This is a genomic window from Lentimicrobium saccharophilum (assembly GCF_001192835.1).
Taxonomy (GTDB): Bacteria; Bacteroidota; Bacteroidia; order Bacteroidales; family Lentimicrobiaceae; genus Lentimicrobium; species Lentimicrobium saccharophilum.
The window spans coordinates 341,458-362,396 of sequence record NZ_DF968183.1 but is presented as its reverse complement, the minus strand read 5'-3'; the positions used below and the strand labels follow the sequence as shown (position 1 = coordinate 362,396).

Sequence of the window (20,939 nt, the reverse complement as noted above, 5' to 3'; positions counted from 1 at the left end):
TCAACTGGATGTACTTAAGCGGCTGGCTTTAATTATTCCTTTAATGGTAAGCAGTTTTTTCAAAAGAAACTCCAGATGTTTTTTATCCCGGATACTGACTTTAATAATCCCGTCGAAACGCCCACCCTTGCTATCCAGCGAGATGGTACGGACATCCATTTTAAGTTCATTCGAAATCATGGTGGTGATTGTGTTCAGTATCCCCAGCTGATCAAATCCGCTGATTTTAATGGTTGCCAGGAAATAGGTACCTTCCGCAGGCGTTGACCATTGCGCTTCCATTGTACGATAAGGATACCTGGATTTCATCCTTGCCGCATTCGGGCAATTGGTACGGTGAATTTTTATGCCATCGCCAACGGTAATGAACCCGAATATCTCATCTCCCATTACAGGATTGCAGCATCGGGCCAGCTTGTATCCCTCAATTTCGGAGCTCTCGTTGACAATGATGACATTTTCCGATGTCCTGTTCGGTGAACGTGATTCAGGCTTTGCGGGCAATCTCGGCTCTGCCTTTTCATCGGAATCCTTCGCCTCTTTCGGATTAACAATCAGTATCTCTTTCAGCTGGGATGGTTCTATTCTGTCTTCGGCGAGCTGCTGATACAGATCCAGAGGACCGGAAAGCTTGAAATGAGCTACCAGCCTGTTGATGGCCTCATCCGCATTGCTGATCTTCAGTTGCGTTAGTTTCCGCCTGAAGATTTCTTTGCCGGCTTCAGCCTGTTTGAACTCGGCCTCTTTCAGATATCTTTTGATCTTGTTTTTAGCCCTAGAGGTTGCCACCCACCCAAGCCAGTCGATATTAGGATTCTGATTCTTGGATGTGATGATTTCGACCATGTCGCCGCTCTTCAGCTGATGACGGATGGGGACTATCTTGTTGTTTACTTTTCCGCCGGAGCATTTAGATCCGATGTTGGTATGAACTTCGAATGCAAAATCGAGCACAGTGCTTCCGGCTTTCAGCTTTTTCAGGTCCCCTTCGGGCGTAAAAACATAGATCATATCGCTGCTTGAGGCAGGCTTTTGCCCTTTCGATAGCTCAGCATCCGCTTCCAGCGGATTTTCCAGTATTTTTCTTATTGAACTCAGCCATTCACCGGTCTCCACCGCTCCGCGCTGTCCTTTATACCTCCAATGGGCAGCATTTCCCAACTCGGCTTCCTCATCCATTCTCCGTGTCCGGATCTGAACCTCCACCCAACGTTTTGCAGGCCCCAACACAGTAATATGAAGGGATTCATAACCATTTGGTCTCGGGATAGTGATCCAGTCGCGGAGCCTTTTAGGCTCAGGGGTATAAATATTTGTCACTGCTGAATAGGCTTTCCAGCAATCAGCCTTTTCATTGGCAGCAGCGCTGTTCAATATAATCCTGATGGCAAAAAGATCGTACACTTCTTCAAAGCTGACCTCCTGTTTAACGATTTTCGCATAAACCGAGGAGACAGCTTTTGTTCTCTTTTTAATTATAAAATCGAGACCCAGGCGGTTCAATTCCGCAGTAACCGGTTCAAGAAACGAATTTAAAAAGTCGCGATCTTTGGTTTCTGCTTTCCTGATTCTGGATTCAATATCTTCATAGACGGCAGGATTACTGTATTGCAATGAGAGCTCATCGAGTTCGGATTTTATGCGGTAAAGCCCAAGCCTGTGAGCCAATGGGGCATAGAGATTGGATGTTTCGGCCGAGACAAGCTTTTGCAATGGTTCAGAAAGTGAACTGATGGTGCGCATATATTGCAGACGATCGGCCAATTGCAATAGCACTACCCTTACATCTGAAGAAAGGGATAACAGAAGGCTGATGAAGTTTTCAGCGTTGCCCGGCAGCCTTTCGGTTGGCAATTCTCTGATTCTTTTAAGGCTTTCATTGATAATGCGGGCTTCGTCAAGTTTATTTTTCCTGTAAAATTCCTGCACATTGGCTTCCGCAGAAGGAATGCCATTAAGCAGAGAAGCAACCACAGAAACAAACCCAAGACCCATTTCACCTGCAACGATGCAGGCGACATCCACTGCATGGCAGAAATACGGCTCCCTGTTATCGAGTAGTTTCCGGCCATGGACCTCAAGCATCATGGTAAATGCCTGTCTCAAAGTGCCGGTATTCTCCTTATTCAGGAATGCATGGCATTCTGTAACCAGTTTACGGTACTTTTGCCGGATAAGTTTTCTTTCTTCGCTGTCAACTGCCAGGTTCATGATCGGGAATTGAGAATACAAAAATAAGTCTAATGATTGTTGGTAATTCTTTGACCATAAAAAAAGCGCCCTGAATATACGGGGCGCTCTTTCCTTAAACCGTTAACTTTATTTTAACGGGGAGTCAGTTCCTTTTGGCCCCTGTTTGGGTTTCTGCTGAGGTTCGGCAATAGAATCGCGCATCCTGGTGTCAGCCTGAATATTCTGAAACTTATAATAATCCATAACTCCAAGATTACCGGAACGGAAAGAATCAGCGATAGCCTTGGGAATTTCTGCTTCTGCTTCAATCACCTTTGCACGGGCTTCCTGGGCTTTTGCTTTCATTTCCTGCTCATTGGCCACAGCCATTGCCCGGCGTTCTTCGGCTTTAGCCTGGGCGATATTTTTATCCGCATTGGCCTGATCCATCTGGAGTTGTGCTCCGATATTCTTACCTACATCAATATCAGCTATATCAATGGACAGAATCTCAAATGCAGTTCCTGAATCAAGCCCTTTCGACAATACCACCTTCGAGATGGAATCGGGATTCTCCAGCACTGATTTGTGTGAATCTGCGGAACCGATCGAGGAAACCACACCTTCACCAACCCGGGCAAGGATCGTTTCTTCGCCGGCACCTCCGACCAGTTGTCTGATATTTGCCCTCACGGTAACCCTTGCTTTGGCGATCAACTGAATACCATCCTTGGCAACAGCGGCAACGGGCGGTGTATTGATCACTTTCGGGTTTACCGACATCTGAACGGCCTCAAACACATCGCGGCCGGCAAGATCAATGGCAGTGGCTGCTTTGAAATTCAGCGGAATATTAGCCTTATCAGCTGAAATCAGCGCATTGACCACAAGCTTAACCCTGCCTCCGGCAAGGTAATGCGCTTCGAGCTCATCGCGGGTAATGGTCAATCCTGCTTTGGTAGCATTGATCATTGCAGTTACAATTACTGAAGGCGGAACCTTTCTCCAGCGCATAAATACCAGTTGAATCAGCGAGATCCTCACTCCTGAAAGCAAGGCAGAAAACCACAACCCGACAGGGATGAAGTACAATATGATCCATAGCCCGAAAAGCGAGGCAATTCCAATGGCTACAATTACTACAAATGATGATTCCATGTTTGTTGGTTATTTTCGTTTAACAAATATTTTATTGTCAGCCAGATGTGTCACAACTATTTCCGATTCCTGATCAATGAATTCTCCATTGGTGTGCACCTCATAATATTCATCGTTGATCAGGGCTTTCCCCCCAGGCGTAAGGCGTGAAACTGATATACCTGTGTCACCGGCCTGTACCTTTGTGGTGTCAATCTCGTTTACCTTGCCACTGATTTCAGTTTTCAGCATGATTCTGTTCCATGTCTTTGATTTGAGGGCAAGATAAATCGTTAATATTGTAAAAAAAATGGTCCCTAAAAGCACAAAATGTCCCGTGGGAGACCCGAATACATGATAGGATTCCCATACGGAAAAGATAATCAGCGCAAAACCTGCAATGCCAACAACCGTTGTTCCGGGTATTACCAGTACTTCAAGCAACAGGAAAAGCAATCCTGCAATTATTAGAATTATGATTAGGGTAAGTGACATTACAGGCCAGGTTGAATAAATGTATTACAAATGTAAGTAAGATCCGGGACTAATCACAATGGTTTGAAATATTTGTTTGCTTCAGGAATGTAATCCTGAATTGCTTTAATTCTCTTTTGGTTCGAAGGGTGAGTACTGAGAAATTCGGGAGGCGCCTGACCAGGGATTGCGGCCATATCCTGCCAGAATGACAACGCACGTGCCGGATCGTACCCGGCCATAGCCATAAAGACCATGCCCAGCTTGTCTGCTTCATATTCATGAGTTCTGGAATATGCAAGGACTCCCAATTGCGAACCAACACCGTAAACAGAGTTGAAAATATCGTGGGTGAGTGTCGGTTGTTGCTGCAGTGCAACATCCAATGATATGCCGCCAAGCACAACGGCCAGTTGCTGGCTCATACGCTCACCACCATGATTTGCAACAGCATGGGCAATTTCGTGACCCATCACTACAGCAATTCCGGCCTCATCCTTCACATAAGGAAGAATGCCGGTATAAAAAACCACTTTCCCGCCGGGCATGCACCAGGCATTTACATCGGGACTCTCCACGAGCTTGAACTCCCATGCAAAATTGTTAATTTTATCAGCCATTCCGTTCTCGCGAAGATAGGTTTCAACAGCCGCAGAAATCCTCTGCCCGACGGAGGCTATCTGCAAAGCCTGCTTATTGTTTGCAGGCAAAGGAGGGTTTTGCGTGAGAAACTCCTGATAACTGGTCAGACTCATCTGTGTCATCATGTTGTCGGGCACAACATTAAATTGTTTCCGTCCGGTAATCGGAACTTTAGAACATGATCCGGAGACCAGAATCAGGATTACAAATAGGATTTTTGTTACATTCTTCATAAACCCTCTATTCAATTGAAACAGTTAAACCCCTGTTGATCATTTCATTATACAAAGGCTTAAGTTCGGTGAACGTGCCTGTTACCACTCCACATTTGCCTTTATAATGAACAATAAGTGTAATTTGCTCGGCGTGAACAGTATCAAGTGCACAAACATCAATCAGCGTTTCAATAACGAAATCAAATGTGTTGTAATCATCATTAAAAAGGACAAGTTCATACGTGTCGGTAGTTTGTGATTGATCCTGCTGATGTATACCGGTTTTTTCCTTTACCATAAAGACTCCCCTTTTTGTTGGTATTTCGGTCATAAAATTACGTAAAAAACATGGTATACTAAATAGATTTTTCAAATTATCCAGAGTTTCACCGGTTTTGTTTTATTGTAATTTTGTGACGTAAACAGATCATATTTGCAAAGTCCTGTCAATGATTATTCCTGACTTTCACTTACTAACCGAAGAACTCAAAAAATGTATTTCAGGGAAGCTGCCTGCTGCTGCCGCCCATGATGTGATGTCGCCTGCCCATAGGAAGGACATGCTCAGACATAACCCCCATAAGCTGAATGCCAGACTTAGCGGAGTATTGTTATTGCTCTCTCCCGGTGCAGATAATGAGCCGCTGATCACATTTATCAAGAGAATGGAATACGAGGGCGTTCATAGCGGACAGATTGCTTTCCCGGGCGGTAAATTTGAACCGGGTGACGTCGATCTTGCTTTTACAGCGATTCGTGAAGCAGAAGAAGAGATCGGTATCAAATCAACAGCTGTTGAGCTGCTGGGACCGTTAAGTGAGTTGTTTGTCCCTCCCAGCAATTTCATCATTCAGCCTTTTCTCGCCAGAACCAGTTATATTAACGGTTTCTTTCCCTCCCCCACCGAAGTTGCCAGCATTTTTTCTGTGCCGGTGACGCATTTTTTCAGTCCCGGAGTGAAAGGAGATTATGAAATTAATTACAGGAATGGCAGCTATCTGCAGGTTCCCGGATATAAATTTCAGGAGCACCTGATATGGGGAGCCACTGCAATGATCCTGAATGAATTGCTTGAACTTATCCGGCACACGGGTCTTTATCACGTGACCAACAATTAAGCCTTTTCGGGAATACCCACTTCCAGCGGTAATAACCGGAATATTATATTCTGCGTTTCAATAAATGCTGACAGGGTGACTGTATAATGAATTATATATGCAGTAATCATTAAATAAATAACTATTATTGGATTGATTATTAATTTCTTGTAAAAGATCGTCATAAGTTTTACAAAAAAATCCCTCCTTTTTCGTATTTTTTGTATCTTAGCATTTTAGACTGATTCATTCACCCGGCCCTGTCTTTTCAGGAATTTACAGCCTTTGTGCTCACCTGCCGGAAAAAAATATAGAATATGTCAGAATTATATGAATACAAGGCTTATACGGCCAGAAATTTCCGGTCGCTGCCGCAGATCAGGCAACTGCCCGAATCCTTGAAAAAGGAGATGGAGATTGTTGCCATGGTATTGCCCTTCAAATCGAACAGTTATGTAGTAAACGAGCTGATTGACTGGGAAAACGTGCCTGATGACCCGATTTTCCGGCTGACGTTTCCCGACAGGGGAATGCTTTCTGATCATCACTTTGACAGGCTCAAGACTGCCCGTGAATCGAATACAGGAAAAAATCAACTGGAGGCGGTTATTCATGAAATCAGGATGGAACTCAACCCACATCCTGCCGGTCAGCTTGCGCTGAATATTCCTGTGATAAATGGCAAGAAGCTCGAAGGGATTCAGCATAAATACCGCGAAACCGTTCTGTTCTTTCCTTCCCAGGGTCAAACCTGTCATGCCTATTGTACATTTTGTTTCAGATGGCCGCAGTTTACCGGCATGGAAGGGATGAAGATCGCTTCGGCAGAAAGCAGGCAGCTTGCTGATTATCTCCGGAATCACAGAGAAGTGACCAATGTATTGTTTACCGGAGGAGACCCCTTGGTGATGAAGTCTTCCATTCTTAACAAATATATTTCGCCGTTGTTGGGGTCAGGATTCGAGCACATACATACCATCAGGATCGGCTCAAAAGCCCTGGCATACTGGCCTTACCGGTTCACGGCAGGTCAGGAAGCTGATGATTTGCTGCGTTTGTTCGAGAAAGTTGCAAAAGCCGGGAAACAACTTGCCTTTATGGCTCACTTCAACCATCCGGTAGAGTTGGGTACAAAAGCCGTAAAAAATGCCATAAAGCTGATCAGGTCATCAGGTGCAGAAATCAGGACTCAATCACCTATCCTCAGGCACATTAACGATTCGGCAAAAATATGGGCACGAATGTGGCGTACTCAGTCCCGTCTCGGCTGTATTCCTTATTACATGTTTATGGCCAGGGATACCGGCGCCAAATCATATTTTAACGTTACCATTGAGAAAGCCTATGAAATATACAGGGAAGCCTACAGCAAAGTGAGCGGAATGTCAAAAACAGTGCGCGGGCCGGTAATGTCAGCTTCACCCGGGAAAGTACACATTCTGGGGATAAGTGAAATTGCCGGTGAAAAGATTTTTATTCTGCAGTTTATTCAGGGGCGCAACCCTGATTGGGTCAGGAGGCCCTTTTTCGCCGGATTTAATGCGGAAGCATCCTGGTTAACTGACTTGTATCCGGCATTTGGTGAGGAAAAATTTTTCTGGCAGGATGATTTTGAGAAGCTTGCAAGGATAAAAATGCATCAGGCTGTAAAACAGGAAGATGATTGAGCGTTGATTGTTCTGATAATTCAATCGATCAGGAATAGTTACCCACCCGAATCCGCTTCATTTTCATAGAATGCTTCCCCTCCCGGGTACCACAATTTTTCCTGTGCAACCTGCAAGGGAAAAGTATAATAATGCATCACTGCCGTGGTGCAAAGCTCACCGTCATAATCAAACAAGCTGGTATTAATCACTGCAATATTCCGGTTCATTTCCGATAACCGCGCTTTCAGGGTCAGTTCACCCTTATCGGTATATACGGGTTTGCTCAGTTTAACTTCCATCCGTGAAGTAACACCTGAAGTCTTTAATTTGACAAAAACAAGCCAGCTGGCGATTTCATCCAGCAGTGTTGCCTGAATGCCGCCGTGAAGTACATTTTTCCAACCCTGAAATTGCGGTTTCGGCATCCAGCGTGCCACAATATACTCCCCCTCTTCGGTAAACTTCAGTTGCAATCCGGCAGGATTATCAGGGGAGCAACCAAAACAATTATATCCCTCCAATTTGACAAAAGGGTTCAGTATTTTCTTCATTGCCAAGCCTTTCGCTTATTTAACTTTCCCTTTTGAATAGGAAACGCTGCTCAATACTTTTCCATTTTCATCATACTCAATCCATTTGCCGTCTTTTTCACCTTCCAGATACTGACCGGTAAGTTTCACATTTCCATTTTCGAAGTACTCAACAGAGGAACCATGATTTCTGTTATTTACAAAAGCATCAACACTTCTGATTAATCCACCCGGATAGAAAGTTTTTTGTTCTCCTTCCAGATTGCCTTTTATATAAGTATATTCTGCGATCAGGTTACCCTGCAAGTCATACCATTTTGACGGGCCGTCCTTTATTCCGTCTTTATACATAGCTTCCTCAGATTTCTTATCCATTGAATTCTCATAGTAAGAAATCTGTATACCATCCAGCTTGCCAAGGCGATAGTTATTTTCTGACAAGGGGAGCCCAGATGTACTGAATGTCCGGTAAGTGCCATCGGCAAGGCCATTGACGAAATACTGCTCAGATACCAGTGTTGAGCGTTTCGACAGTTCAAGAAAAATTCCGTCCTTCAACCCGCGTTTATAGCTCTCAACCTTATAAAGCATCTTCGTATCCGAAAAATAGATGATCCAGGTTCCATCCTTCTGGTTATCAGTATAGCGGCCCTTTGATGTATAAGCGCCTTCGGTTTCAATCCAAAGGCCCTGTTTAAAGCCTTTCATATCAGTGATATTCTGAGCGGAAAGCGCCAACGGCAGCAATCCGGAAAAGATAAAAATGAAAATCCTGAGGGCATGTCCGAATGATTTCATAACTTCAATTTTTTAACAAAGTTATAAAACCTTCAATAAAAACGGCAATATCAGATGGCGATTGCCTTCAGATCATAAAGATCTGCGCCCGTGATTTTAACGCTGGCAATCAATCCTGGGTATAGTTTGCCGTCAGGGTCATCAATCACAACTTCATTATCCACTTCGGGAGAATCAAATTCCGATCTGCCTGACCAGTATCCATTTTCTTTCCTGTCAACGATAACCTTAATCTCATTGCCGATGAGTGCTGCATTCCGCTTTGCGGAAATATCCTGCTGCAGCAGCATGATCTGCTCAGCCCGCCTGGCTTTCACAGCGGGGCGAACATCGTCTTTTAACCGGAAAGCGGGAGTGTTTTCTTCGTGTGAATAGGTGAAAACGCCGAGACGCTCAAACTCGTTTTCGCTGATAAATCTTTTGAGTTCGTTGAATTCTTCGTTTGTTTCGCCCGGATATCCGACAATAAAACTGCTGCGGATGGCAATTCCCGGAACCCTTTGCCTGATGGTCCGGATCAGGTTTCTGGTCCCCTGGCCATCCAGGCCTCTTTTCATGGATTTGAGAATCCGGTTGCTGATATGCTGCAGGGGTATATCGAGGTAACGGCATATTTTAGGGTTATCACGCATGATATCAAGTACCCTGAGCGGAAAACCGGCGGGAAAAGCATAGTGAAGCCTAATCCAATCAATGCCGTCCACTCCGGATAGTACCTCGAGCAAACCGGCCAGTTGTCTTTTCCCGTTAAGATCTATCCCATAATAGGTAAGGTCCTGAGCAATCAGGATCAGCTCTTTTACTCCGGATCCGGCAAGGAAACGGGCTTCGGAAACAAGTTGATCAACAGGCTTTGAAATGTTTTTACCACGTATCTGAGGAATGGCGCAAAAGGAGCACTTCCGGTCACAACCTTCGGAGATTTTCAGATAGGCATAATGCGCAGGCGTGGTGATAACCCTTTCGTCGAGCAGTTCATTCCTCAGGGGCGCATTAAGAGCCGACAGAATGGCATTGAGATCATTCACCCCAAAGAAACCATCCACCTCCGGCATCTCTCTGACAAGATCTTCCTTATACCGTTGCGAAAGGCAACCCATCACATAAAGTTTCCTGATTTTATCCCGTTTCCGCTCTCCGGCCCATTGAAGTATGGTATCGACAGATTCCTCTTTTGCATCATTGATAAAACCGCAGGTATTGATGATAACAACATCGGCTGGGCTGTTGCTGTCATGCAGTGTTTCAATTCCTGCAGCCTTTAGCTGGCGCATCATCACTTCGGAGTCAACCAGATTTTTGGAACATCCCAGCGTGATGATATTGGCTGTTTTTATACCGGGAAAAGAGGATTTCAATGCAGTAACAATTTAATAAGGAGATGTTAAAAATCCCGGAAAGCAGTTTTCCGGGTTTCAATCAGGAGCAGGCACAGCATTTCAGCTGAAGAGGGAATCAACAAATTCCTCCTTAATAAATGGCTGGAGATCGGTCATTTTTTCTCCGATGCCAATGTATTTCACCGGAATTTTGAACTGATCCGAAATGCCGATGACTACCCCTCCTTTAGCAGTACCGTCGAGTTTGGTAAGGGCAAGTGCATTTACTTCGGTAGCGGCGGTAAACTGCCGGGCCTGCTCTATGGCATTCTGCCCGGTAGAGGCATCCAGAACGAGCAATACTTCATGAGGAGCTTCAGGCAGCAGTTTCTGCATCACCTTTCTGATCTTCGACAATTCATTCATCAGGTTCACTTTGTTGTGAAGCCTGCCGGCGGTGTCGATGATTACCACATCTGCCTGCCTCGAAATGGCTGATTTGAGGGTGTCGTAAGCCACGGAAGCCGGGTCAGCGCCCATGCCCTGCGTAATACAGGGCACTCCTACCCTTTCGGCCCATATTTCAAGCTGCGAAACCGCGGCAGCCCTGAACGTATCAGCAGCCCCGAGTACCACAGATTTTCCCGCTTCCCTGAACTGATATGCCAGTTTTCCGATGGTAGTGGTCTTGCCAACGCCGTTTACCCCGACAACCATGATCACATAAGGAGTTTCCCGTTTTGGAAAATCAAAACCAACAATCAGCTTTCCGGTGGATGTTTCATCAAGCAGGGCAGAAATTTCTTCACGGAGAATCCTGTTCAGTTCTGAAGTGCCAAGGTATTTATCACTTGAAACCCTTTTCTGGATGCGGTCAATGATTCTGAGGGTTGTTTCTACCCCAACATCAGATGTAACCAGGATTTCTTCAAGGTTGTCGAGCACCTCATCATCTACGGTGGATTTCCCGAGAATGGCTTTTGATAACCTGCCAAAGAATGTGGCCTTTGTTTTCTCAAGACCGCGATCCAGATCCTGTTTTTTCTCTTTTGAGAAGAATGAAAATATCCCCATGGAAATCAGAATTAACTCGAATACCCGCAATCGGGTATTGTGACCACAAAATTAGAAATTATCACTGCATGGCAGCACAAACAAATAAAAACAGGGTCTTTCCTGCAAGAGAAAAGGCCCTGTAGAAAAAGTTATGGTCCGGATTATTTCTTTGCCAGAAAATCTTTCACCTGATCGTTGGCAACAATGTTTTCCTTAAAGGAGTATGCTCCGGTTTTTTCTGACCTGACCATACGGATCACTTTTGCAAAATCCTTACCTGAAGAAGTCCTCAGTGTAGCAACTACTTTCTTTGCCATGGTATCTTAATTATTTAATTTCCTTATGAACAGTCATTTTCTTGAGGATGGGATTATATTTCTTAATCTCAAGCCTCTCGGGTGTGTTCTTTTTATTCTTGGTGGTAATGTACCGTGAAGTACCCGGCATGCCACTGGCTTTGTGCTCAGTACATTCCAGAATTACCTGAATCCTTGCTTCTTTACTCTTCTTAGCCATTGATGTAAGCCTTTAAAATTTCGGACTGCAAAAATACAATAATTTTTTATCCTGCCAAAGGCTGACAACGAAAATTTCTTTTATTGCCGCATTTTATAGGGAATTTGCAACATATTATACTGTATATCAATGAATGTCAGTGAATTAATTAACTGGCTTCATTTATAAACAGTCTGGTGTTGATAATTTTAGGCAGTAAAACCCCGGAAATCAGCGAAACTGGGATTAATTTACATCTGTAAATGCTTTCGGACAGCTATCCATGGAGTGGGACATTTATATCAAAGGATTCAGGGCATATCTTCAGGTTGAACGTTCGATGCCTGCAAATACGGTCAGTGCCTACCTGAGGGATGTGGAGAAGCTGGCAGGTTTTCTTAACAGCGGGGAAAGGGCGGTTCAACCTTCTTCCGTGCGCCCCCTGCATCTTCAGGAATTCATCAATACCATTGCCGGAATTGGTGTTGCCGCAAGCAGTCAGGCCCGCATTATTTCTGGCATAAGGTCTTTTTTCAAATACCTGTTGCTTGAAAATGAAATCAGGAACGATCCGACTGAATTGCTTGAGATGCCGCGCATCGGCAGGAAATTACCTGAAGTGCTCACAACGGATGAGGTTGAAAGGTTGCTGGGCACTATCGACCTCAGCACCCCAACTGGAGAGCGGAACAAAGCCATAGTCGAGGTTTTGTATGGCTGCGGCTTAAGGGTTTCAGAACTCGTAAACCTGAAGATAGCTGATCTTCATTATGAAGAAAACTACATTACTGTAACCGGCAAGGGTGACAAACAGAGAATTGTTCCGCTGGGAAATGCCGCATTATCGCAGCTCAGACGGTATATCCGGGAAGTAAGAATTCACCAGGATATAAAAAAAGGCCAGGAGCAGTATATTTTTCTGAACAAATCAGGTTCCCGGCTCACCAGGGCCATGATTTTCCATATCATTAAAACACTGGCCGGAATTGCGGGGATCAAAAAAAGTATAAGTCCGCACACCTTCCGTCATTCATTTGCTACACACCTGGTAGAGAACGGAGCCGACCTCCGCGCCGTTCAGGAAATGCTGGGCCATGCCTCCATCACCACAACGGAGATTTACACGCACATCGACAGGGAATACCTCAGGCAGAATATCCTGAAGTATCACCCCAGAAAAGACATTAATTGACGATCAATGCTATTCGTCGTCTTCCATGTCGTCGAACTCCTCAATTTCACCGTCTTCATTAACAAAGACGCCCCAATTAACGGTTACGAGCTTTCCATCCTGGAAATAAAAATCAATCAATCCTTCGTCAAACGAAACCCTTCTTTCGCCCCACTCCTCTTCATCGGAATCGATCTGCGACAATCCGTTTTCCTTCATGAGTGCGGTAATTTCCTGCTCATTCAACCCAAAGATTTTTTTACCAAAAAGGGTAACCTCTTCATTATCGGTTTCGAAACAGGAGAGCACATGGTTATTTTTACCTTCAAAAAAGACGGTTAAACCTTCCTTATCATAATTCCAGAGGATGGTATCCAGATCTTCATCCGCTTCATCTCCGAGATTTTCTACTTCAAGCGGTTTACCCAGGGTATTTTCAACTGTCTGGGGAGAGTCGCCGAATTTCAGTTCGTTTAAGCCTTCAAGCAGGAGGATTTCCATTTTCATTTTGTTTTCTTTTATGAAATTTGATTAATCTGTTTGGTTATTTAACAGGAGCGGCCGGTTCCTTGGCCATGTGAGTATAGGTAAGGTGACTTACGAGACCAGGGAAAAAGCGGTTAAGCAGTACGGCCAGTTTCCCCTCAACAAGTGTAAGCACGAGCTCATTCTTTCTTCTGATGGTAGCTTTTACAATCTTTTTCGCGGCTTTGCCGGCCGACATCATTTTCCCTTCATCACGGGGTGTGGTACCCTGGGGATGACCATTCCCAAGCAGGGCCGATTGCCTTATATTGGTGGCTGTAAAACCCGGTGCAGCAACCAGAACATGCAGGCCGGTTTTTAAATTTTCACATCTCAGGGTGTCAAGAAATCCGCGGATCGCAAACTTGGAAGCGGAATATCCCGTTCTTCCCGGCAGGCCGATATATCCGGCCACGGAAATAATCCCGACAACCGAACCTTTGGTTTCAAGCAGCCAGGGCAGGGCAAATTTGGTGCAATACACTGTACCCCAGAAATTAACATCCATCAGGGTTTTTATCACACTCAGTTCCGTGTCCTTAAATGCTGCACGCATCGAGATTCCGGCATTGTTTACCAGCACATCTATCCTTCCCTTTTCAGCTACAGTCTTTTCAATCAGGTTTTTGCAATCCTCTTCGCGGCTAACGTCAGCCTGAACGGCCATTACTTCAATGCCTTCCCACCTGAGATCAGCAGTTGCCTGATCCAGCCTTTCCCTGTTGCGGGCCGAAATAACGACAAAAGCGCCCAGACGTCCGAACTCATGCGCCAACGCCAATCCGATACCGGATGATCCTCCGGTGATTATCACAACTTTACCTTTCACTCCGGGTGACTTTTAAATCAATACAATATTAGCGCTTTTTTTTGCATCAACCCAAAGCAAATTTTATCAAATTGATGCTTTAATGTCATTGCCTCATTTTGTTACCGTGTTAATTTACCGTTAGACCGGTACTTTTAGCATATTGATTATATTTACAGGCGGAATCAAAGGCTCTGAAAATACAATCGCATTTAACCAATGAAGATAAAGATCGAAATATGCGCAGGATCTGTTGAATCAGTCCTGGCGGCAAAGAAAGGGGGTGCGGACAGAATTGAACTTTGTTCCGCTTTGGGTTTAGGCGGGCTAACCCCCTCCCAGTCGCTGATGGAATATGCAATAAATAAGGCAGGAATCGAAACATTTGTCCTGATCCGGCCAAGAAACGGCGATTTCCATTACACGAGGGCTGAATATGAAATTATGAAATCCGATATTTATACAGCCAGGGCATGTGGTGCAGCAGGTATTGTTACAGGAATGCTGAACACCGACGGCACTGCGGACACCTGCCGGATGAAAGAGCTGATTGAGATGGCCCGCCCTATGAAGATTACTTTTCACAGGGCATTTGATGTTTGCAAAGATCCGTTCACAGCACTTGAAGACATTATCGGCCTGGGCTGTGAAAGAATACTCACTTCAGGCCAGGCTATGGACGCGCTTTCAGGATCCGGCCTGTTAGCCGCGCTTGTCGAACTGGCCGGAAGCCGCATCATTATAATGCCGGGCAGCGGAATCAACGCCAGCAATCTGAGACAGCTCCATCAGCAAACAAAGGCCATGGAATATCATCTTTCGGCTTCAAAACTGAAACCCAGCCGCATGCATTTTCGTAATAATTCTGTAAGTATGGGATTACCCGGGGAGGATGAATACAGCATCCGGGAAACGGACCCTGCCCTGGTTGCTGAAATCTGCCGGATAGCCCGGAGCCTGAATGATTGATTTATGCATCCATTATTAAAAGTATCCGTCATGAGCGTGACCTTAAAACTTCCCATCACCAGAATGCTTTTCTTCCTGCTTTTCCTCCTTGCGGGAATCATGTTTCCCATATCACTACCGGCCCAGCAACCCGGACAAATAAAAGTCATGAGCTGGAATATCCGTCTGGATACACCGGCTGACGGCCAGAACCAATGGAAATTCAGAAAAAGCGGGGTGTGTGACCTGATCATGGGTGAAAGCCCTGATTTGTTGGGGGTGCAGGAAGCGATGCACAACCAGATGAAAGATCTCAGAAATGGACTGAAAGGCTACAAATCCATTGGCGTTGCAAGAGATGACGGCAAAAGAGCAGGAGAATACAGTGCTGTTTTTTATAAAAAATCGCGATTCAGGTCTCTGCATTCAGGTACTTTCTGGTTGTCGGAAACTCCGGATCAGCCGGGGAGCAGAGGGTGGGATGCTGCCTGCAACCGCGTTGTTACCTGGTCAGTATTCAGGGACAAGAAAACCGGCAGGAAATTTCTTATGATGAATACACATTTTGACCATGTGGGCGATACAGCCAGGATTGAAAGTGCCGCGCTGATAATCAGGAAATCGGCCAGCCTTGCAGGGAAACTGCCGGTAATCCTTACCGGCGATTTCAATGTAACCGACAAACACAGGGCTTACAGAATACTGACCTGGGCTGACAACGAAAATGTATTTACAGATACGAGGAAAAAAGCGGGGGCAGAAATTACCGGACCGGATTATACTTTTATCGGTTTTTCAGATCAGACTGGGGCCAAAGATCAGATCGATTTTATCTTTGCCACATACGAATTCAGGGTACTCAGGCACCAGATATCCGATTTCAGGAAATGGACGTTCTACCTTTCTGATCATTTGCCGGTAACCGCTATTCTGGGACTCACTGAATAAGAGCGATCTCTTAAACTCTTTCACAAAAAAATGCCGCCGGATCTGTTTTGAGAACCGGCGGCATTTAATATTGTACATTCCCTTCTAAAAGACGAAGAGTTTTTTTCGTTCACCGCAAGTGGGGCTTACGAGATATCCGAAGTCAAAGTTCATTTCCATCACAAACATAATACCTATATTATGGGTAATGTTTGTTTTACCGGTAGGTTGCATAATCGGGAAATTTGCATCCCGTCCTTCGGCGCTGGCCAGGTCGTTGAACATGTAATTAAACCTGAGTCCGGTGGTGATACCAAAATTGTCGGTTCCGACAATGTAGCCTCCAAAACCCATTGCGAGGCCGAAATTGCTCTTTGCCACCAGCTGGTCCGACGTGAGCGGAGACAAATAATCACCCCCATTATCACTGTATTTAACCTTTGAGTAGGTTGACCATTGAGGCCCGACTTCAAAATAGGTGCCGTTCCTGTTGCCCCGGTACATGAGCAAAAGGTCAAGTCCGTCAACTGTGATTTCGCGGAGGGCATCGGTACTCTCCTGCCAGCCCTCAGGTCTGTATGTAAATCCCTGTTTGAACGTAGACTTCATTACATCAAAAGTAATCTGGTGTTCCTGTATGAAATTAAAGCCCAGTTTTGCACCAAAAGCATAGCCCGGCATAAATTTATGCACGACTAGCTGGTCTTCAAACACCTGGGAATTATACATAAAAGAGGTCCCCACACCTCCCTTTAAACCCACATCAAACCAGGGCTGAGCCTGAATCAGAACCGGTACCAGGATAAAAAATGGAAACAAGAGGATTTTTTTCATTGCGCTGTTTTTTTTCAATTCCAAAGGTAAAGAAATTTATTACAAACCGCTTATCAGATTTTTCAAGTTTTGTGGCAGCACGAAACAGATCATGATTTTCGGCAACACCTGGTCCGGTATTTTTACCAATTGTCCTGATCACACCCTGCTTCATTACCCCGAAATAATTATTTCATTTTGATATTTACTGATCCTATTTTTTGCAATTTTACACAATTGAAATTATACTTAATAACAGGAAGTACAAATGATCATTCATCCTCTACCCGAAGAAGAGATAACAAGCTTCATCCATTGGGCGCATGAAGCGGAGCGGCTCGGGCTGGTTTTGTGCAGCAGCGGGAATTTGTCGCATAAGGTTGATGGTGAAAGCATGCTTATATCAGCAACTGGTTCCTGGCTTGGTCAACTGGGTAAAAACCAGATTGCGCATCTCCGGATCGGAAACGGTGAAATCCTTAACGGAAGAAAGGCTTCGGGGGAGTCGGCAATGCACAGGGCAATCATGACATGCAGACCGGACATTGACACCATCCTGCACTTTCAGGGCCCTGCAGCCACCACCCTTGCATGTATGGACGCAGTGCCGGATTACAATGTCATTATCGAAGTCCCGGTTTATATCGGTAAAATCAGTTACGTACCTTTTATTATGCCGTGTTCGCAGATGCTGGCTGAAGCAGTAGCCGCTGAAATGAAGGAAAGCAGCATCGTTCAGATGCGGAATCACGGGCAGGTAGTCTGTGGTAATGGCTATGCCGGCACCATTCAGAAAGCTGTTTTTTTTGAACTTGCCTGCAGTATAATCCTTCGCAGTAATTTTAGGGCAATGCCGCTTTCGGAGGCCGGGATACAACAGCTTAAACATTACAATAAAGTCAATAATTAGGGAAAAATTGCCATTTTTTTTACGTCGGTTTGTTCATTTACGAACACTTTTTAACTGTTTTGACCGGATACGAACATTATTTTTACCAGAAATTTGTTTAGGACAATTTTACTCTTTATTTTTATACACTATTTTAAAACTACACTGTTATGAAAAAAGTTCTTGTTGCTACTGACAAGCCATTCGCCAAGATTGCTGTGGATGGGATCAGGAAGATTGTTGAAGATGCCGGCTGTGAGCTGGTTCTGCTAGAGAAGTACGCTGATCATGCAGATTTTGTAAGGGCCGTTGAAGATGTTGATGCGGTGATTATCCGCAGTGATATCGCTGACCGCAGGGTGATTGAAGCCGGAAAGAAGCTGAAGATCATTGTAAGGGCTGGAGCCGGATACGACAACATCGACCTGAATGCTGCCACTGAGCATAAGGTTGTAGCCATGAACACACCCGGACAAAATTCAAATGCAGTTGCTGAATTGGCTTTGGGTATGATGGTTTACATGGCAAGAAACAGTTTCAACGGATCTTCGGGAACCGAACTCAGGGGAAAATCCCTGGGGATTCACGCTTATGGAAATGTCGGCAAATATGTTGCTTTAATTGCAAAGGGCTTTGGGATGAATGTGTTTGCCTTTGACCCCTATGTTGACAACGATACCATGCTTGCCGACGGTGTTCAGCCGGTTGCTTCTGCAGAAGAACTTTACGGTAAATGCCAGTATGTTTCCCTGCACATCCCTGCCAATGCGCAGACAAAAAAATCTATCGGCTACGATTTACTGATGAAAATGCCAAAAGGCGCTACGTTGGTGAATACCGCCCGTAAGGAGGTAATTGATGAAGAGGGTTTATTAAGGGTATTCGAAGAAAGGCCTGACTTTAAGTATCTTAGTGATATTGAGCCGGATTTAAAAAACCAGTTTGAATCATTGTATGCCGGCCGTTATTTCTTTACACCCAAAAAGATGGGGGCACAGACCTCAGAAGCAAACGTGAATGCTGGACTTGCAGCAGCCCGTCAGATCATTGATTTCTTCGAAAACGGAAATACCACTTTCCAGGTAAACAAATAATTACGTTCCCTGTTTACGGGAATAGTACTGATCAGGATTATTCCCGTAAATCAGGTTTTTACCTGATATCAGCTTTTTACCATACCAAAATTAAACTAAATACACTCAATATTAACCAACAAACTTTCGCCAATGGATTCCGAACTCGAAAAAGCGGTAACATTCTTTAGATTTGAAGATTTAAGAATATACCATAAAGCATTGGATTACATTGAATGGCTGATTATCAAAAGTAAAGAATTTCCGGATGAAGGCGCCGCAGGTGTCGGGACCAGGTTTAATCTGTCGGCCCAGGCAATTGCATTGAATATATCGGAAGGATCAGCCAGAAATAAGAGTCAGTTTATCTATTATTTAAAGATGGCCAAAAGTGCGGTGAGGGAATGTGTGGTATTCACCACACTTGCAGGCAAGCTAAAGTATTTAAGTGAGAAAGATGTTGAGGAATCGCGCGGGCAACTGATGGAAATGACCAAGATGATCGGTGCTCTGATCGGATCACTTCAGCGGGCAGCTGACCTCAACCTGGAAGATACTGATTAATCATTATACCTTTTATACTCTTTATTCTCCCGGCCAGGGGGATGTTTTTTCTTTTGAATTAAATTATAATTTTGCCGGCAGCAAGCAAATTGGTCTCAAGCTGTTTTGAGGCTGATATGCGATTGTTATAATTATGCCAGTTCATAGCGGAATTGTAAACCAACAAAAATAAAATCATTGAGTTATGGCAGTATTAAAACCATTCCGGGGACTGAGACCCCCTAAAGAAATTGCTTCACAACTTGCTTCAAGGCCCTATGATGTGCTGAACTCGCAGGAAGCCAGGATTGAAGCCAATAACAACCCCTATTCGCTGTTGCACATCATCAAGCCGGAAATTGATCTTCCCGTTGAGATTGACGAGCATGATGAACAGGTATACAATAAAGCAGCTGAAAATTTCAGGAAATTCAGGGAACAGGGCTGGCTTTTACAGGACAGGGAAGAATACCTTTATATCTATGCACAGACTATGAACGGCAAGACCCAGTATGGCCTTGTCGGATGTGCCGGTGTTGAGGATTATATGAACGGCATCATCAAAAAACATGAACTTACCCGCAAGGATAAGGAAGAAGACCGGATGAAACATGTGAGGGTTACCAATGCCAATATGGAACCGGTATTTTTCACCTATCCTGCTGTTCAGGAAATAGACAGCATCGTTGCATCCATCGTAAATTCATCAGCCCCTGAGTATGATTTTACAGCGGATGATGGTTTCGGACATCACTTCTGGGTGATCCGCGACAAAGCAATCATCAGCAGGCTTGTTGAACTATTCAGCAAGGTGCCCTATACATACGTGGCAGACGGTCACCACCGCACAGCGGCCGCTGCATTGGTTGGTAATGAGAAAAAGCAGGCCAATCCAAACCACCGTGGTGATGAAGAATACAATTTCTTCCTGGCCGTTCATTTCCCGTCTGACCAACTTACCATCATCGATTACAACCGCGTTGTCAAAGACCTGAACGGACTCAGCGAAAGCGAACTGATGGATAAGCTGCATGAAGTATTTGTAATTGAAGTAAAAGGGACTGAAATCTATAAACCCGCTTTTCTGCACAACTTCAGCATGTATCTGGGCGGAAAATGGTACTCGCTTACGGCAAAAGAAGGCACTTACAATGATACCGATCCCATTGGGGTACTTGACGTTACCGTGCTTTCAAATCTGGTGCTTGATAAGATACTGGGCATCACTGACCTTCGCACTTCAAAACGCATTGACTTTGTAGGTGGCATCCGGGGATTGGGAGAACTGAAAAAACGTGTTGACAGCGGAGAAATGGCGGTTGCGTTTGCCCTTTACCCTGTTTCGTTGCAGCAACTGATCGACATTGCCAATACAGGAAACATCATGCCTCCTAAAACAACCTGGTTTGAACCAAAGCTGCGTAGCGGCCTGGTGGTTCATACACTTGATTAATCAATAAACCGATTAAAGATGGATACAGCAGAAAAAATCCTGAAAGCTATGGCAGAAGCCGGCAAACCGCTTAAAGGCGGAGAAATTGCCGAAATCACGGGCATCGACAAGAAAGAAGTCGATAAAGCGATTAAAAAACTAAAAACGGAGGAAAAAATCTTTTCTCCCAAAGTTTGTTATTACGAACCAAAAAAATAAAGAACGG

At 44.7% G+C, this 20,939-nt stretch carries 24 protein-coding genes; 10 read left to right on the top strand and 14 right to left on the bottom strand.

The window, feature by feature from the left end; translation table 11 throughout:
* From TBC1_RS13385 to TBC1_RS13365, 5 genes are all read right to left on the bottom strand, one after another.
* Positions 1 to 2,211, bottom strand: coding sequence for a RelA/SpoT family protein (locus tag TBC1_RS13385; protein WP_062043889.1), 2,211 nt, complete (start codon positions 2,209 to 2,211; stop codon positions 1 to 3).
* A 108-nt stretch (positions 2,212 to 2,319) separates the two neighbouring features.
* Positions 2,320 to 3,330, bottom strand: coding sequence for a flotillin-like protein FloA (gene floA, locus TBC1_RS13380; protein WP_062043886.1), 1,011 nt, complete (start codon positions 3,328 to 3,330; stop codon positions 2,320 to 2,322).
* Between the two features lie 9 nt (positions 3,331 to 3,339).
* Entirely contained in the window at positions 3,340 to 3,804 is a 465-nt protein-coding gene (locus tag TBC1_RS13375) for an NfeD family protein (RefSeq protein WP_062043884.1), read from the bottom strand.
* A 53-nt stretch (positions 3,805 to 3,857) separates the two neighbouring features.
* Positions 3,858 to 4,658 carry a M48 family metallopeptidase gene (locus tag TBC1_RS13370; protein WP_062043881.1) on the bottom strand — a complete coding sequence of 267 codons (801 nt, stop codon included), beginning with the start codon at positions 4,656 to 4,658 and terminating at the stop codon, positions 3,858 to 3,860.
* Positions 4,659 to 4,665: 7 nt separating this feature from the next.
* Positions 4,666 to 4,938, bottom strand: coding sequence for an ATP-dependent Clp protease adaptor ClpS (locus tag TBC1_RS13365; RefSeq protein WP_062043879.1), 273 nt, complete (start codon positions 4,936 to 4,938; stop codon positions 4,666 to 4,668).
* A gap of 151 nt (positions 4,939 to 5,089) precedes the next feature.
* On the opposite strand from TBC1_RS13365, the gene TBC1_RS13360 reads away from it, so the two are divergent.
* Positions 5,090 to 5,758: an NUDIX hydrolase gene (locus tag TBC1_RS13360; RefSeq protein ID WP_062043877.1), complete on the top strand. Its 669-nt coding sequence runs from the start codon at positions 5,090 to 5,092 to the stop codon at positions 5,756 to 5,758.
* Positions 5,759 to 6,054: 296 nt separating this feature from the next.
* Positions 6,055 to 7,404 carry a KamA family radical SAM protein gene (locus TBC1_RS13355; RefSeq protein ID WP_062043875.1) on the top strand — a complete coding sequence of 450 codons (1,350 nt, stop codon included), beginning with the start codon at positions 6,055 to 6,057 and terminating at the stop codon, positions 7,402 to 7,404.
* A gap of 38 nt (positions 7,405 to 7,442) precedes the next feature.
* Here the strand turns inward: TBC1_RS13355 and TBC1_RS13350 are convergent, their stop codons facing one another.
* The 6 genes from TBC1_RS13350 to rpmG form a co-directional block, all read right to left on the bottom strand.
* The gene (locus TBC1_RS13350) at positions 7,443 to 7,937 is read right to left on the bottom strand and encodes a PaaI family thioesterase (RefSeq protein WP_062043863.1); all 495 of its coding nucleotides are present in this window, start codon (positions 7,935 to 7,937) and stop codon (positions 7,443 to 7,445) included.
* Between the two features lie 15 nt (positions 7,938 to 7,952).
* Positions 7,953 to 8,714, bottom strand: coding sequence for a toxin-antitoxin system YwqK family antitoxin (locus TBC1_RS13345; protein WP_062043860.1), 762 nt, complete (start codon positions 8,712 to 8,714; stop codon positions 7,953 to 7,955).
* A gap of 50 nt (positions 8,715 to 8,764) precedes the next feature.
* Positions 8,765 to 10,072 carry a 30S ribosomal protein S12 methylthiotransferase RimO gene (rimO, locus tag TBC1_RS13340; protein WP_062043858.1) on the bottom strand — a complete coding sequence of 436 codons (1,308 nt, stop codon included), beginning with the start codon at positions 10,070 to 10,072 and terminating at the stop codon, positions 8,765 to 8,767.
* 81 nt (positions 10,073 to 10,153) lie between these two features.
* Positions 10,154 to 11,107 carry a signal recognition particle-docking protein FtsY gene (gene ftsY, locus TBC1_RS13335; RefSeq protein ID WP_062043855.1) on the bottom strand — a complete coding sequence of 318 codons (954 nt, stop codon included), beginning with the start codon at positions 11,105 to 11,107 and terminating at the stop codon, positions 10,154 to 10,156.
* A gap of 143 nt (positions 11,108 to 11,250) precedes the next feature.
* The gene (locus TBC1_RS17540; RefSeq protein WP_082189631.1) at positions 11,251 to 11,406 is read right to left on the bottom strand and encodes a DUF4295 domain-containing protein; all 156 of its coding nucleotides are present in this window, start codon (positions 11,404 to 11,406) and stop codon (positions 11,251 to 11,253) included.
* A gap of 10 nt (positions 11,407 to 11,416) precedes the next feature.
* Entirely contained in the window at positions 11,417 to 11,605 is a 189-nt protein-coding gene (gene rpmG / locus TBC1_RS13330) for a 50S ribosomal protein L33 (RefSeq protein ID WP_062043852.1), read from the bottom strand.
* 262 nt (positions 11,606 to 11,867) lie between these two features.
* Here rpmG and xerD point away from each other — a divergent pair, with 262 nt between their 5' ends.
* Positions 11,868 to 12,776 (top strand): site-specific tyrosine recombinase XerD, encoded by a 909-nt coding sequence (xerD, locus tag TBC1_RS13325; protein WP_062043849.1) that lies wholly within the window; start codon positions 11,868 to 11,870, stop codon positions 12,774 to 12,776.
* A 9-nt stretch (positions 12,777 to 12,785) separates the two neighbouring features.
* Here the strand turns inward: xerD and TBC1_RS13320 are convergent, their stop codons facing one another.
* Positions 12,786 to 13,256, bottom strand: coding sequence for a hypothetical protein (locus TBC1_RS13320; RefSeq protein WP_137305728.1), 471 nt, complete (start codon positions 13,254 to 13,256; stop codon positions 12,786 to 12,788).
* A gap of 43 nt (positions 13,257 to 13,299) precedes the next feature.
* Positions 13,300 to 14,109: an SDR family oxidoreductase gene (locus TBC1_RS13315; protein WP_062043844.1), complete on the bottom strand. Its 810-nt coding sequence runs from the start codon at positions 14,107 to 14,109 to the stop codon at positions 13,300 to 13,302.
* 198 nt (positions 14,110 to 14,307) lie between these two features.
* Between TBC1_RS13315 and TBC1_RS13310 the strand changes: the two genes are divergently transcribed.
* Together TBC1_RS13310 and TBC1_RS13305 are read left to right on the top strand one after the other, a co-directional pair.
* On the top strand, positions 14,308 to 15,057 hold the full coding sequence (locus tag TBC1_RS13310; RefSeq protein ID WP_082189630.1) for a copper homeostasis protein CutC: 750 nt from the start codon (positions 14,308 to 14,310) through the stop codon (positions 15,055 to 15,057).
* Positions 15,058 to 15,087: 30 nt separating this feature from the next.
* Positions 15,088 to 15,984: an endonuclease/exonuclease/phosphatase family protein gene (locus TBC1_RS13305; RefSeq protein WP_062043841.1), complete on the top strand. Its 897-nt coding sequence runs from the start codon at positions 15,088 to 15,090 to the stop codon at positions 15,982 to 15,984.
* 84 nt (positions 15,985 to 16,068) lie between these two features.
* On the opposite strand, the gene TBC1_RS13300 is transcribed toward TBC1_RS13305, so the two are convergent.
* The gene (locus TBC1_RS13300) at positions 16,069 to 16,797 is read right to left on the bottom strand and encodes a PorT family protein (protein ID WP_137305726.1); all 729 of its coding nucleotides are present in this window, start codon (positions 16,795 to 16,797) and stop codon (positions 16,069 to 16,071) included.
* 247 nt (positions 16,798 to 17,044) lie between these two features.
* Here TBC1_RS13300 and TBC1_RS13290 point away from each other — a divergent pair, with 247 nt between their 5' ends.
* The 5 genes from TBC1_RS13290 to TBC1_RS13270 all read left to right on the top strand — a co-directional run bounded on the left by TBC1_RS13290 (position 17,045) and on the right by TBC1_RS13270 (position 20,932).
* Positions 17,045 to 17,686 carry a class II aldolase/adducin family protein gene (locus TBC1_RS13290; protein WP_062043832.1) on the top strand — a complete coding sequence of 214 codons (642 nt, stop codon included), beginning with the start codon at positions 17,045 to 17,047 and terminating at the stop codon, positions 17,684 to 17,686.
* Between the two features lie 149 nt (positions 17,687 to 17,835).
* Positions 17,836 to 18,759 (top strand): 3-phosphoglycerate dehydrogenase, encoded by a 924-nt coding sequence (locus TBC1_RS13285; RefSeq protein ID WP_062043830.1) that lies wholly within the window; start codon positions 17,836 to 17,838, stop codon positions 18,757 to 18,759.
* Between the two features lie 132 nt (positions 18,760 to 18,891).
* Positions 18,892 to 19,302: a four helix bundle protein gene (locus TBC1_RS13280; protein ID WP_062043826.1), complete on the top strand. Its 411-nt coding sequence runs from the start codon at positions 18,892 to 18,894 to the stop codon at positions 19,300 to 19,302.
* A 184-nt stretch (positions 19,303 to 19,486) separates the two neighbouring features.
* Entirely contained in the window at positions 19,487 to 20,734 is a 1,248-nt protein-coding gene (locus TBC1_RS13275; protein ID WP_062043823.1) for a DUF1015 domain-containing protein, read from the top strand.
* An 18-nt stretch (positions 20,735 to 20,752) separates the two neighbouring features.
* The gene (locus TBC1_RS13270) at positions 20,753 to 20,932 is read left to right on the top strand and encodes a helix-turn-helix domain-containing protein (RefSeq protein WP_062043820.1); all 180 of its coding nucleotides are present in this window, start codon (positions 20,753 to 20,755) and stop codon (positions 20,930 to 20,932) included.
* The last annotated feature ends 7 nt before the right edge of the window (positions 20,933 to 20,939 follow it).

Excerpts from the sequence above, each read along its gene's own strand:
- TBC1_RS13385 (WP_062043889.1), bottom strand. The coding sequence starts at position 2,211 with ATGAACCTGGCAGTTGACAGCGAAGAAAGAAAACTTATCCGGCAAAAG.
- floA (WP_062043886.1), bottom strand. The coding sequence starts at position 3,330 with ATGGAATCATCATTTGTAGTAATTGTAGCCATTGGAATTGCCTCGCTT.
- TBC1_RS13375 (WP_062043884.1), bottom strand. The coding sequence starts at position 3,804 with ATGTCACTTACCCTAATCATAATTCTAATAATTGCAGGATTGCTTTTC.
- TBC1_RS13370 (WP_062043881.1), bottom strand. The coding sequence starts at position 4,658 with ATGAAGAATGTAACAAAAATCCTATTTGTAATCCTGATTCTGGTCTCC.
- TBC1_RS13365 (WP_062043879.1), bottom strand. The coding sequence starts at position 4,938 with ATGGTAAAGGAAAAAACCGGTATACATCAGCAGGATCAATCACAAACT.
- TBC1_RS13360 (WP_062043877.1), top strand. The coding sequence starts at position 5,090 with ATGATTATTCCTGACTTTCACTTACTAACCGAAGAACTCAAAAAATGT.
- TBC1_RS13355 (WP_062043875.1), top strand. The coding sequence starts at position 6,055 with ATGTCAGAATTATATGAATACAAGGCTTATACGGCCAGAAATTTCCGG.
- TBC1_RS13350 (WP_062043863.1), bottom strand. The coding sequence starts at position 7,937 with ATGAAGAAAATACTGAACCCTTTTGTCAAATTGGAGGGATATAATTGT.
- TBC1_RS13345 (WP_062043860.1), bottom strand. The coding sequence starts at position 8,714 with ATGAAATCATTCGGACATGCCCTCAGGATTTTCATTTTTATCTTTTCC.
- ftsY (WP_062043855.1), bottom strand. The coding sequence starts at position 11,107 with ATGGGGATATTTTCATTCTTCTCAAAAGAGAAAAAACAGGATCTGGAT.
- TBC1_RS17540 (WP_082189631.1), bottom strand. The coding sequence starts at position 11,406 with ATGGCAAAGAAAGTAGTTGCTACACTGAGGACTTCTTCAGGTAAGGAT.
- rpmG (WP_062043852.1), bottom strand. The coding sequence starts at position 11,605 with ATGGCTAAGAAGAGTAAAGAAGCAAGGATTCAGGTAATTCTGGAATGT.
- xerD (WP_062043849.1), top strand. The coding sequence starts at position 11,868 with ATGGAGTGGGACATTTATATCAAAGGATTCAGGGCATATCTTCAGGTT.
- TBC1_RS13320 (WP_137305728.1), bottom strand. The coding sequence starts at position 13,256 with ATGGAAATCCTCCTGCTTGAAGGCTTAAACGAACTGAAATTCGGCGAC.
- TBC1_RS13310 (WP_082189630.1), top strand. The coding sequence starts at position 14,308 with ATGAAGATAAAGATCGAAATATGCGCAGGATCTGTTGAATCAGTCCTG.
- TBC1_RS13305 (WP_062043841.1), top strand. The coding sequence starts at position 15,088 with ATGAGCGTGACCTTAAAACTTCCCATCACCAGAATGCTTTTCTTCCTG.
- TBC1_RS13300 (WP_137305726.1), bottom strand. The coding sequence starts at position 16,797 with ATGAAAAAAATCCTCTTGTTTCCATTTTTTATCCTGGTACCGGTTCTG.
- TBC1_RS13290 (WP_062043832.1), top strand. The coding sequence starts at position 17,045 with ATGATCATTCATCCTCTACCCGAAGAAGAGATAACAAGCTTCATCCAT.
- TBC1_RS13285 (WP_062043830.1), top strand. The coding sequence starts at position 17,836 with ATGAAAAAAGTTCTTGTTGCTACTGACAAGCCATTCGCCAAGATTGCT.
- TBC1_RS13280 (WP_062043826.1), top strand. The coding sequence starts at position 18,892 with ATGGATTCCGAACTCGAAAAAGCGGTAACATTCTTTAGATTTGAAGAT.
- TBC1_RS13275 (WP_062043823.1), top strand. The coding sequence starts at position 19,487 with ATGGCAGTATTAAAACCATTCCGGGGACTGAGACCCCCTAAAGAAATT.
- TBC1_RS13270 (WP_062043820.1), top strand. The coding sequence starts at position 20,753 with ATGGATACAGCAGAAAAAATCCTGAAAGCTATGGCAGAAGCCGGCAAA.